This window comes from Burkholderia sp. BC1 (assembly GCF_052683555.1).
Window position 1 is genome coordinate 20995 of record NZ_JBQYLP010000063.1, and the last position, 12181, is coordinate 33175.

A 12181-nucleotide genomic window follows, 5' to 3' on the forward strand; every position below is an offset into this window, starting at 1 on the left:
GTGTCAAAAATATTTTTATCGCACTACGGATCGCTTCCCAGCACCCCCAAACCGGCGGAGACACATGCATACCGATTCCAGCTTTACCTTCGTACTTTTCGGCGGCACCGGCGATCTGTCGATGCGCAAGATCCTGCCTGCGCTGTTCGAAGCGCACCGCGCGAACATGCTCGCGCAAAGCGGCCGGATCGTTGCCGTCGCGCGGCACGAATCGGATCGGGCCGGGTATCTCGAATGGGTCGACACGCACGTGAAGCCGCACGCGGCGAAGGCGGCGGGCAGCGCATTCGATCAGGCTGCGTGGCAGTCCTTCCTCGAGCGCATCGAATACGTGAAGCTCGACCTCGGCCGCGCGGAAGACTACGTGGTGCTGCGCGATGCGGTCGAGCCGCTGCCCGGCATCCGCGTGTTCTATCTCGCGACGGGGCCGTCGCTGTTCGTGCCGATCTGCAAGGCGCTCGCATCGGTCGGGCTCAACGAAGGCTCGCGCATCGTGCTCGAGAAGCCGCTCGGCTACGACCTGCGCTCGTCGAACGCGATCAACGACGCGGTCGGCGAAATCTTCGCGGAAGAGCAGATCTACCGGATCGACCACTACCTCGGCAAGGAGCCCGTGCAGAACCTGCTCGCGCTGCGCTTCGGCAACGCGCTGTTCGAGCCGCTGTGGCGCCGCGAGTGGGTCGAGAGCATCCAGATCACGATCGCCGAGGAGCTCGGCGTCGAAGCGCGCGGCGATTTCTACGACAATACGGGCGCGCTGCGCGACATGGTGCAGAACCACCTGCTGCAGCTGCTGTCGATCGTTGCGATGGAGCCGCCGCACTCGATGGATTCCGATTCCGTGCGCGACGAAAAGCTGCGCGTGCTGCGCGCGCTGAAGCCGGTCGATCCGCGCGACATCGGCAAGGTCGCGGTGCGCGGCCAGTATCATGCGGGCGTGATCAAGGGCGTACAGGTGCCCGCCTATGCGACCGAACCGGGCGTGAAGCCCGACAGCCAGACCGAAACGTTCGTCGCGCTGAAGGCGGAAATCGAAAACTGGCGCTGGGCCGGCGTGCCGTTCTTCCTGCGCACCGGCAAGCGGCTCGCCGATCGCGTCGCGGAGATCGTCGTCAATTTCCGGCCGGTCCCGCATTCGGCGCTCGGGCCGACCGCGCTGCGTCCCGGCGCGAACCGCCTCGTGATCCGCCTGCAGCCGAACGAGACGATTCGCCTCTACTGCCTCGCGAAGCAGCCGGGCGAGGGAATGAATCTTGCCAGCGTGCACCTCGATCTCGCGTTCGATCAGTTCTTCAAGGAAGGACAGATGGAGGCGTATCAGCGCCTGCTGCTCGACGTGATCAACGGTCGCCTCGCGCTGTTCGTGCGCCGCGACGAGCAGGAAGCCGCGTGGCGCTGGGTCGAGCCGATCCTCAACGAATGGGCGCGCTCGCTGAAGCCGCCGAAGCCCTATGCGGCAGGCACGTGGGGGCCGGCCGCGTCGAGCGCGATGCTCGCGCAGCACGGCACGTGCTGGCTCGAAGAAGAAAACTGATGCGCGCGTCGCCGCGCCGCACGGCGGCCCGGCATCGCGTCGCATGAACGACACGATTTGAACAGACAAAGCAGTCCGGAGGAGATGTGATCGAGATCCACGCTTTCGACACCCAGGAAGCGCAAAGCGAAGCGCTCGCGCAGGCCGTCGGCGACGCGCTGCGCGCGGCACGCGCGCGGCCCGCGCGGCCGCTGCTCGCGGTGTCCGGCGGCACGAGCCCGCGCCCGTTCCTGCAAACGCTGTCGCACGCGGCGCTCGACTGGGCCGGCGTCGACGTGACGCTGGTCGACGACCGCTGGGTGCCGGACGACGATGCGGCAAGCAACGCGCGGCTCGTACGCGACACGCTGCTGCAACACGTAGCCGCGCCCGCCCGCTTCCTGCCGCTCGTCGACACGCGCGCCGCGCTCGACGCGCATGTCGCCGCGCTGAACGCCAACCCCGACTACCGCGTGCCCGACGTCGCCGTGCTCGGCATGGGCGAGGACGGCCACACCGCGTCGATCTTCGCGGACGCGCCCGAATGGGATCACGCGATCGCGACGCCCGAGCGTTTCGTCGCCGTGCATCCGGGCGCCGCGCCGCACGCGCGCGTGAGCCTGTCGCTCGATGCGCTCAAGCGCGTCGGGCGCCTGTTCCTGCTGATCGCGGGCGACCGCAAGCGCGAAGTGCTCGACGCCGCGGCCGCGTCGCTGCAGAAGAACGCGATTTCCCAACTGGCCAACGACAAGGGGACCAAGCTCGATGTCTACTGGTGCGCAAAGTAAGGCCGTCGTCGCGGGCCAGCATGCCGACGGCCCGCGCCTGCTCGCGGACGTCGGCGGCACCAACGCGCGCTTCGCGCTGGAAACCGGGCCGGGCGAGATCACGCAGATCCGCGTGTATCCCGGCGCCGATTACCCGACGCTCACCGATGCGATCCGCAAATACCTGAAAGACGTGAAGATCAGCCGCGTGAACCATGCGGCGATCGCGATCGCGAATCCGGTCGACGGCGATCAGGTGACGATGACGAACCACGACTGGAGCTTCTCGATCGAGGCGACGCGCCGCGCGCTCGGCTTCGATACGCTGCTCGTCGTCAACGACTTCACGGCGCTCGCGATGGCGCTGCCGGGGCTGACCGACGCGCAGCGCGTGCAGATCGGCGGCGGCGCGCGCCGCCAGAACAGCGTGATCGGGCTGCTCGGGCCCGGCACGGGGCTCGGCGTGTCGGGACTGATTCCCGCCGACGACCGCTGGATCGCGCTCGGCAGCGAAGGCGGCCACGCGTCGTTCGCGCCGCAGGACGAACGCGAGGATCTCGTGCTGCAGTACGCGCGCAAGAAGTTTCCGCACGTGTCGTTCGAGCGCGTCTGCGCGGGGCCCGGCATCGAGATCATCTATCGCGCGCTCGCCGCGCGCGACAAGAAGCGCGTCGCCGCGAGCGTCGACACCGCCGAAGTCGTCGAGCGCGCGCATGCGGGAGATGCGCTCGCGCTCGAGACGGTCGAGTGCTTCTGCGGCATCCTCGGCTCGTTCGCGGGCAGCGTCGCGCTGACGCTCGGCGCGCTCGGCGGCGTCTATATCGGCGGCGGCGTCGCGCTGAAGCTCGGCGAACTGTTCACGCGCTCGTCGTTCCGCGCGCGCTTCGAGGCGAAGGGCCGCTTCACGCACTATCTGCAGAACATCCCGACCTACCTGATCACCGCCGAATATCCGGCGTTCCTCGGTGTGTCGGCGATTCTCGCGGAGCAGCTGTCGAACCGCTCGGGCGGCGCATCGTCGGCGGTATTCGAACGGATCCGCCAGATGCGCGACGCGCTGACGCCGGCCGAACGCCGCGTCGCCGATCTCGCGCTGAACCATCCGCGCTCGATCATCAACGATCCGATCGTCGACATCGCGCGCAAGGCCGACGTGAGCCAGCCGACCGTGATCCGCTTCTGCCGCTCGCTCGGCTGCCAGGGGCTGTCCGACTTCAAGCTGAAGCTCGCGACCGGGCTCACCGGCACGATTCCGATGAGCCACAGCCAGGTGCATCTCGGCGACACGGCGACCGACTTCGGCGCGAAGGTGCTCGACAACACGGTGTCCGCGATCCTGCAACTGCGCGAGCATCTGAATTTCGAGCATGTCGAGAACGCGATCGAGATCCTGAACGGCGCGCGCCGCATCGAGTTCTACGGGCTCGGCAACTCGAACATCGTCGCGCAGGACGCGCATTACAAGTTCTTCCGCTTCGGCATTCCGACCATCGCGTACGGCGACCTGTACATGCAGGCTGCCTCCGCGGCGCTGCTCGGCAAGGGCGACGTGATCGTCGCGGTGTCGAAATCGGGACGTGCGCCCGAGCTGCTGCGCGTGCTCGAGGTCGCGATGCAGGCGGGCGCGAAGGTGATCGCGATCACGTCGAGCAATACGCCGCTCGCGAAGCGCGCGACCGTCGCGCTCGAGACCGATCACATCGAGATGCGCGAGTCGCAGCTGTCGATGATCTCGCGGATCCTGCATCTGCTGATGATCGACATCCTCGCGGTCGGCGTCGCGATCCGCCGCGCATCGCCGAACGACGCGCTACCCGAAGCGCTCGCGCAGGCGAAGGCGCGCGCGAACGACGAGGAAACGGCCGACGTGCTCGACTGGCTCAGCCACGGCGCGTCGCCGGCCGCGAAGGACGTTGCGCGCGACTGACGCAGCGCGCTCGTGGGCGCGCCTGCGCGTGCCCAAAGCAAAACGCCACCGGCGCAAGCGCGCGCGGTGGCGTTTTGCATGCGGCGACGCGCTCAGGCGGCCGCTTTGACCGGCCGCCCGTGCCAGCGCAGCACGAGATAACGTCCGACGAAACAGAGCACGCCGGTCACACCGATCGTCACGCCCATCGCGAACGGCGTGCCGTCCGCAAGCACGCCGATGGCGACGCTCGCGAGCGCGCCGAGCGCGAGCTGCATCGCACCGAACACGGCCGCCGACGCGCCCGCGTTGTGCGGATAGCGATGCATCAGGTCGGTCGTGCAGTTCGCGGACAGAATCCCGACCACGCCGACGACGAAGAACAGGCAGACGACGATCGACCACAACCCGCCCCACCCCGTCAGCGCGACGAGCGCGACCGCGAGCGACGCGACGCAGCTCACGAGCGACGCGGCCGAGATGATGCGCAGCGAGCCGAGCCGGCCGACGAGCCGCGTATTCGTGAAGTTGCCGATCATGATGCCGACCACGTTGAGCCCGAACAGCAGGCCGTAGTGCTGAGGCGACACGTGGAAATATTCGATGTAGACGAACGGCGTCGCGGTGATGTACGAGAACATCGACGCGAATGCCATCCCGCCGCACAGCATGTGACCCCACGCGACGGGGTCGGACAGGATGCGCCCGTACGACGCGAACGACGCCAGCACGGCCGCGCTCTTGCGCCGCTCCTTCGGCCAGGTTTCGGGCACGCGCAGATACGCGGTCGCCGCGCATAGCGCGCCGAACGCGGCGAGCACGACGAACACGCCGCGCCAGCCGGCAAAGCGCAGGATCTGTCCGCCGATCAGCGGCGCGAGCAGCGGGCCGACCGCGGTGACGATCGCGACCATCGACAGCACTTTCGCCGCATCGGTCGGCTCGTGCGCATCGCGCGCGATCGCCCGCGCAAGCACCGACGCCGCACCGGCGCCGAGCGCCTGCAGAAAGCGCACGACGATCAGCATGTCGATCGACGTCGACACGAAGCAGCCGACGCTCGCGAGCGTAAACAGCGCAATACCGCCGAGCAGCACGGGCCTGCGGCCCCAGGTGTCGGACAGCGGGCCGTACAGCAGCATGCCGATCGAGAAGCCGGCCATGAAGCTCGTCAGCGTGCGCTGCGCGGCGCCCGGGCTGACGGAGAAGCCTTGCGCGATCGACGGCAGGCTCGGCAGGTACATGTCGGTAGCGATCGGCCCGCACGCGGCCAGCGCGCCGAGCAACAGGATCAGCCGGGCATCGGGCCGGCGCCGGACGACGTGAGACATGGGATTCCGGGTCGAAGCCCGCGCGCTTCGCGGCGCGCGTGGCGGTCTGGACGAAGTCGCGCCGTATGCGGCGCGCTCAGGAGCATGATTGTACGCGCAACTTTTTTCGCACGACCGTGCGCGCGGTGACACGGCCGCCCGACGCGCCGGAATACGGGCCGTATCCGCGCGCGGTGCGAGCACGAATTGCATTAAGCTTGCGTCCGTTGTCTGACCAATGCGCCTCGAACCGATGACCGCCTTCCTGCTGATCTGGAGCCCCAAGAAGTGGCCGTGGCCCGAACTGCCCGATGTCGCCGCGCGCGTGAAGGCCGGCGAGGCCGTGCACGACGTCTGGGGCTGCGGCTTCGCGCGCGGCATCCTGCCGGGCGACCGCGTGTTCCTGCATCGCGTCGCGCAGGCGCCGAAGGGCGTATTCGGATCGGGCTACGTGACGCGCGCACCGTACGAGGTGCCCGACCCGACGACGAAGCGCGGCTACCGGCTCTGCATCGATTTCGTCTACGACTGGCTCGTCGACGGCCATCAGGACGTGGTGATCCCGCGCGACGCGCTGCGCGTGCATCCGTACTCGGTGCAAACGTGGGACGCGCAGACCTCCGGCACGTCGATCAAGCCGATGGTCGAAGGCCCGCTCGAAAAGCGCTGGGCCGAACTGACCGGCGGCCGGCGCAAGCCGCCGCGATAACGGGGCGGCAGGCGGCACGCACCCCGATCGGAAGCGGCCGGCACGACGCGCCGAAAGGCCGCAACCCGCGGCCCGGCTGGCCGCGCGCGTCTCCGGTACAATCGGACGATCGTTCCGCCCAGGCGCCGCGGCCCGTGCACAGGCCCCGCGCCGTTCTCTCGCAGGTTTCGCTCATGTCCAACAATCAGATCCTCTTCGAACGCGCCCAGAAGACCATTCCCGGCGGCGTCAACTCGCCGGTTCGCGCGTTCCGTTCGGTCGGTGGCACCCCGCGCTTCGTCGCACGCGCGCAAGGCCCGTACTTCTGGGATGCCGACGGCAAGCAGTACATCGACTACATCGGCTCGTGGGGCCCGATGATCGTCGGCCACGTGCACCCCGAGGTGCTCGACGCCGTACAGAAGGTGCTCGCCGACGGCTTCTCGTTCGGCGCGCCGACCGAGGCCGAGATCGAGATCGCCGAAGAGATCTGCAAGCTCGTGCCGTCGATCGAGCAAGTGCGGATGGTGTCGAGCGGCACCGAAGCGACGATGAGCGCGCTGCGGCTCGCACGCGGCTTCACCGGCCGCAGCCGCATCGTCAAGTTCGAAGGCTGCTACCACGGTCACGCGGACAGCCTGCTCGTGAAGGCCGGTTCCGGCCTGCTGACGTTCGGCAATCCGACCTCGGCCGGCGTGCCCGCCGACATCGCGAAACACACGACCGTCCTCGAATACAACAACGTCGCCGCGCTCGAAGAAGCGTTCGGCGCGTTCGGCGACGAAATCGCGGCCGTGATCGTCGAGCCCGTCGCCGGCAACATGAACCTCGTGCGCGGCACGCCGGCGTTCCTCAACGCACTGCGCGCGCTGTGCACGAAGCACGGCGCCGTGCTGATCTTCGACGAAGTGATGTGCGGCTTCCGTGTCGCGCTCGGCGGCGCGCAGGCGCACTACGGGATCGCGGCCGACCTGACCTGCCTCGGCAAGGTGATCGGCGGTGGGATGCCGGCCGCCGCGTTCGGCGGCCGCCGCGACATCATGGCCCATCTCGCGCCGCTCGGCGGCGTGTACCAGGCCGGCACGCTGTCGGGCAACCCGATCGCGGTCGCCGCGGGCCTGAAGACGCTGCAGCTGATCCAGGCGCCCGGCTTCTACGATGCGCTCACTGCACAGACCAAGCGGCTCGCCGACGGCCTCGCGGCCGAAGCGCGCGCGGCTGGCGTGCCGTTCGCGGCCGACTCGATCGGCGCGATGTTCGGCCTGTACTTCGCCGAGCGCGTGCCGACGAGCTTCGCCGAAGTCACGAAGAGCGACATCGAGCGCTTCAACCGCTTCTTTCACCTGATGCTCGACGAAGGCGTGTATTTCGCGCCGTCCGCGTACGAAGCGGGCTTCGTGTCGAGCACGCACGACGACGCGGTGATCGACGCGACGCTCGCGGCCGCGCGCCGCGCGTTCGCGGCCCTCGCCGCCTGAGCGGGCGCGCGCATGTTTTCGGACATCGACTTCGCCCACATGCAGCGCGCGCTCGCGCTCGCTGCACGCGGCATGTATACGACCACGCCGAACCCGCGCGTCGGCTGCGTGATCGTCAAGCACGGCGAGGTGATCGGCGAAGGCCACACGCAGCCGCCGGGCCAGGACCATGCGGAAGTGCAGGCGCTGAAGGATGCGCGCGCGCGCGGCCACGACGTGGCCGGCTCGACCGTCTACGTGACGCTCGAGCCCTGCAGCCACTTCGGCCGCACGCCGCCGTGCGCGAACGCGCTGATCGAAGCGCGTGTCGCGAAGGTCGTCGCCGCGATGGAAGATCCGAATCCGCTGGTGTCGGGGCGCGGCCTCGGGATGCTGCGCGATGCGGGCATCGACGTGCGCTGCGGGCTGCTCGCGCATGAGGCGGGCGAGCTGAACATCGGCTTCGTGTCGCGGATGACGCGCGGCCGCCCGTGGGTGCGGATGAAGGCCGCCGCATCGCTCGACGGCCGCACCGCGCTGCCGTCCGGCGAAAGCCAGTGGATCACCGGCGAAGCGGCGCGCGCCGACGGACACGCGTGGCGTGCGCGCGCGTGCGCGATCCTGACCGGAATCGGCACCGTGCGCGAAGACGATCCGCAGCTGACCGTGCGCGGCATCGACACGCCGCGCCAGCCGCAGCGCGTGCTCGTCGACAGCCGGCTCGAGCTGCCGCTCGACGCGCGGCTGCTCGAAGGCGCGCCCCTGCTGATCTTCTGCGGCCGGCTCGACGCGGACGGCGAAGCGCGCGCGAGCGCGCTGAAGGCGCGCGGCGCGGAAATCGTGTCGCTCGCGAATGCGCACGGCAAGGTCGACCTCGGCGCGATGCTGTCGGCGCTCGGCGCGCGCGGCATCAACGAGCTGCATGTCGAGGCCGGCCACAAGCTGAACGGTTCGCTGCTGCGCGAACGGTGCGTCGACGAGCTGCTCGTCTATCTGGCGCCGAGCCTGCTCGGCGCCGACGCGGCCGGCATGTTCGATCTCGCCGCGCCGGCCAGCCTCGACGCACGCACGCGGCTCGTGTTCCACCATATCGAGCGGATCGGCGACGATCTGCGGATTCTGGCGCGTATCGCGCCGCCCCCCGCCACTCATTGAACGGAATCGTCACGATGTTTACCGGAATTGTCGCGGCAGTCGGCCGCATCGAATCGATCAATCCGCTCGGCGCGTCGCCGGACGCCGGCGTGCGGCTGACCGTGAATGCCGGCGGCCTCGACCTCGCGGACGTCGCGCTCGGCGACAGCATCGCGATCCAGGGCGCCTGCATGACGGTGATCGCCAAGACCGACACGACCTTCGACGTCGACGTGTCGCGCGAAAGCCTGAACCGCACGGTCGGGCTCGCGCAGCCGGGCGACGTGAATCTCGAGAAGGCGCTGCGCGCGCACGACCGGCTCGGCGGCCATATCGTGTCGGGCCACGTCGACGGGCTCGGCACCGTGTCGCGCTTCGCGCCGGTCGGCGAATCGCACGAGCTGCGGATCGTCGCGCCGCGCGAGCTCGGCCGCTATCTCGCGTACAAGGGCTCGATCACAGTGAACGGCGTGAGCCTGACCGTCAACGCGGTCGAGGATCGCCCGGACGGCTCCGAGTTCTCGATCAACCTGATTCCCCATACGGTCGAGGTGACGACGCTGCGCCACCTGAAGGCCGGCGACCAGGTCAACCTCGAAGTCGACATGATTGCGCGCTATGTGGAGCGGATGTTGACGATGTCGCAGGGCGCGAGCCAGGACTGACGACGGCGCGACGCGATGCGCCTGCCGCCCGAGGGCGGCGGCCGTCGCGAGCCGCATCCGGAACTCGCGGCCGCTGCGCGCGGTCTACCGGCTCTCGGCGACCCGACCAGGAGCCCGCGTGACGGCCTCCCTCCCCCGCTGCGCACCGCAGCGTCGCTTCACCGTCGACGATCTGCTGTCGCTCGACGACTTCCAGCGCTATCACGGCGCCACTTGCGCGCTCTCGCCCGACGGCGGTTCGGTCTGCTTTGCCGTCATCCGGCCGCTCGCCGACGCGCGCCGCTTCGATCGTCCTTATCTCGCCGGCCTCGACCGCGCTGAGCTGTATCTCTTCCAATTTGCCGACCGTACGCTGCGCCGGCTCGCGGGCGACGTGCGGGCCGGACACGCGTTCGGCTCGCCGACATGGTCGCCCGACGGTCGCTGGATCGCGGCAATCGCGCTGTCCGTCGACGACGATTGCGTGCATGCCGTGCTGATCGATCCGTCCACCGCGGCCGTGACGCCGATCCCGACGACGCGCAGCGTCGATCTCGCGTCGCCGGACCGCGACGGCCCGTTGAGGTGGCTCGCGGACGGTCGCGTCGCACTGCCGCTGCTCGCCGAAGGCCGCACGCCGATCGCGATGAATCTGCCGCGCCGCCTGTTCGCGAACGCGCATGACGCATGGGAAGCGTGCTCGCGCGGTCGGCAGTCGACCGCCGATGTGCTCGACAGCGACTCGTTCGGCACCGCCCCTGTCCCACCGGCACCGGACTGGTGGGCGTTCGCACCGGGCGCCCGCTCGCTCGATCCGCTAACGCACGACGAATGCGTACGGGTCGGACTGTCGCCCGAGTCGCCGGTACCCGCAACGCCCGCCGTCGACGTCGACGCGCCGCCCGCTCGCGACGGCATCCGCCGGGAGCGCGTATCGCCGGGCGCGGACGACCGCTATGCGGCCTTCGTCGAACACGCGCGCGACGCGACGCGGCTGACGATCCGCCGAACGGGCTCAAGCGCGCCCGACATCGTGTTCGAGACGAACCGGCATCTCGCCCGGATCGCGGCCGGCACGCCGCGGCGGTTGCCGTGCCGCGGCGCGGAGCCTGGCCGGCCACGCTACGTCGACCTGCTTCTGCCGCCGGACTACGCGGGCGCGCCGATGCCGGCGATCGTCTGGGTGTATCCGCACGACCGGGCCGCGCACCGTGATCCACACATGTTTCACGAACCGGATTGCCCGCTGCCGTTCAACTTTCATCCGCTGGCCGCGCACGGCTTCGTCGTCGTCGACGTCGACCTGCGCAGCGTGGCGGGCGTCGAGCCGGCGTCGATGGCATCGCGGATGCTCGATGACGTCTGCGCGGCCGTCGATGCGGCGGCTGCGGCCGGCTACGTCGATCGCGACCGGCTGCATCTATACGGCCAGAGCCTCGGCGGCTGGGCGACGATGATGCTGCTCGCGCACACGTCGATGTTCCGCTCGGGCATTTCGAGCGCCGGCATCAGCGATGCAGCCGCGCTCCATGCGTCGCTCGATCCGCGCCTGCGTTACGAAACCGGCCACGACGCGCGCGCCGAGCGGTTCGAGCTGCTCGGCAAGCTGCTGGCCGACAACAGCTGGAGCCTCGACGCAGACCCGTGCGCGGATCCGCACGCCTATCATGCGATCAGTCCGATCCGGCACGCGGCGCGGATCACGACGCCGCTGCTGCTGATCCACGGCGACGCCGACTACGTGCCGCTCGAGCAGAGCGAGCGGATGTTCGCGACGCTCGCGCAGCTCGGGCGCGACGTGCGGCTGATCCGCTACTGGGGCGACGATCATGTGCCGCAGTCGCCGGCGAACATCGCGGACCGATACCGGCGGATCGTCGACTGGTTACAACGCAACTGAAGACGTAAAACGAACCGGCACTGCGCCCGCAAGCGCCGCGCCTTTCGACCCACCGTTCCCCGCGGCGCCGATTACGGCGGCGACCACGCGCCTCATAAGCGCGCGGCAATCACGCGCCAGGCACGCCCCGCCCGGCCGCGCTAAGATGCGACGACCGCGGTTTCGGCGCCGCAACGAACGCGCGCCGCACCGCGGCCGTCCTCTTCCTCAAGGAGTCGTCCCCATGTCCATCTCGATGTACCAGGCTTCGCTGCCCGTGCTGATCCGCGGCCTCACCAACCTGCAGCACATCCTCGGCAAGGCACAGGCGCACGCGGCCGAAAAGCAGATCGATCCGTCGGTGTTCGTCGGCGCGCGTCTCTATCCGGACATGCTGCCGCTCGTGCGCCAGGTCTACATCGCGACCGACACCGCCAAGGGCTGCGCGGCGCGGCTCGCCGGCGTCGACATCCCGAGCTACCCGGACGTCGAACAGACGTTCGACGAACTGCACGCGCGCGTCCAGAAGACGATCGACTATCTGAAAAGCTTCGACGCCGCGCAGATCGACGGCAGCGAAACGCGCCAGATCGTGCTGAAGATGCGCGTCGGCCCGATCGAATTCACCGGCCAGTCGTACCTGCTGCACTTCGTGCTGCCGAACTTCTTCTTCCACGTCACGACGGCGTACGACATCCTGCGCCACAACGGCGTCGAGCTCGGCAAGCTCGACTACCTCGGCCGCAACGAACAGGCCTGACGACGCGCGGCCGCACCGCGTTCCGGCCCGTTCGCGGGCCGTGCGCGGGCGCGCCGGCCGAAACGCGGCGCGGCTAGGGAAACGCTGATCAATGGACCAACTTCCGAAGTTGCAGGCGAGATG

General features: G+C 69.2%; 10 protein-coding genes. 9 read left to right on the forward strand and 1 reads right to left on the reverse strand.

Annotated elements, in window-relative coordinates:
• The first annotated feature begins 64 nt into the window (after positions 1–64).
• The 3 genes from zwf (at position 65) to ACSHSS_RS24030 (ending at position 4207) form a co-directional block, all read left to right on the forward strand.
• A complete protein-coding gene (gene zwf / locus ACSHSS_RS24020) occupies positions 65–1534 on the forward strand; it encodes a glucose-6-phosphate dehydrogenase (protein WP_039225100.1) in 1470 nt (489 codons plus the stop codon).
• Between the two features lie 86 nt (positions 1535–1620).
• Entirely contained in the window at positions 1621–2301 is a 681-nt protein-coding gene (pgl, locus tag ACSHSS_RS24025) for a 6-phosphogluconolactonase (RefSeq protein ID WP_048805116.1), read from the forward strand.
• Positions 2279–4207: a bifunctional transcriptional regulator/glucokinase gene (locus ACSHSS_RS24030; protein WP_445545631.1), complete on the forward strand. Its 1929-nt coding sequence runs from the start codon at positions 2279–2281 to the stop codon at positions 4205–4207. The genes pgl and ACSHSS_RS24030 overlap by 23 nt, the downstream gene beginning before the upstream one ends.
• A 92-nt stretch (positions 4208–4299) precedes the next feature.
• On the opposite strand, the gene ACSHSS_RS24035 is transcribed toward ACSHSS_RS24030, so the two are convergent.
• Positions 4300–5517, reverse strand: coding sequence for a Bcr/CflA family multidrug efflux MFS transporter (locus tag ACSHSS_RS24035; protein ID WP_039225097.1), 1218 nt, complete (start codon positions 5515–5517; stop codon positions 4300–4302).
• Between the two features lie 232 nt (positions 5518–5749).
• Here ACSHSS_RS24035 and ACSHSS_RS24040 point away from each other — a divergent pair, with 232 nt between their 5' ends.
• From ACSHSS_RS24040 to ACSHSS_RS24065, 6 genes are all read left to right on the forward strand, one after another.
• Positions 5750–6205 carry a hypothetical protein gene (locus ACSHSS_RS24040; RefSeq protein ID WP_006410508.1) on the forward strand — a complete coding sequence of 152 codons (456 nt, stop codon included), beginning with the start codon at positions 5750–5752 and terminating at the stop codon, positions 6203–6205.
• A 173-nt stretch (positions 6206–6378) separates the two neighbouring features.
• Positions 6379–7662, forward strand: a complete 1284-nt coding sequence (hemL, locus tag ACSHSS_RS24045; RefSeq protein WP_445545632.1) for a glutamate-1-semialdehyde 2,1-aminomutase — start codon at positions 6379–6381, stop codon at positions 7660–7662.
• Positions 7663–7674: 12 nt separating this feature from the next.
• Entirely contained in the window at positions 7675–8796 is a 1122-nt protein-coding gene (gene ribD, locus ACSHSS_RS24050) for a bifunctional diaminohydroxyphosphoribosylaminopyrimidine deaminase/5-amino-6-(5-phosphoribosylamino)uracil reductase RibD (RefSeq protein ID WP_006412307.1), read from the forward strand.
• Positions 8797–8810: 14 nt separating this feature from the next.
• Entirely contained in the window at positions 8811–9440 is a 630-nt protein-coding gene (locus ACSHSS_RS24055; protein ID WP_006412310.1) for a riboflavin synthase, read from the forward strand.
• Between the two features lie 118 nt (positions 9441–9558).
• On the forward strand, positions 9559–11319 hold the full coding sequence (locus ACSHSS_RS24060; RefSeq protein ID WP_445545633.1) for a prolyl oligopeptidase family serine peptidase: 1761 nt from the start codon (positions 9559–9561) through the stop codon (positions 11317–11319).
• A gap of 223 nt (positions 11320–11542) precedes the next feature.
• The gene (locus ACSHSS_RS24065; protein ID WP_039225094.1) at positions 11543–12058 is read left to right on the forward strand and encodes a DUF1993 domain-containing protein; all 516 of its coding nucleotides are present in this window, start codon (positions 11543–11545) and stop codon (positions 12056–12058) included.
• Positions 12059–12181 lie beyond the last annotated feature (123 nt).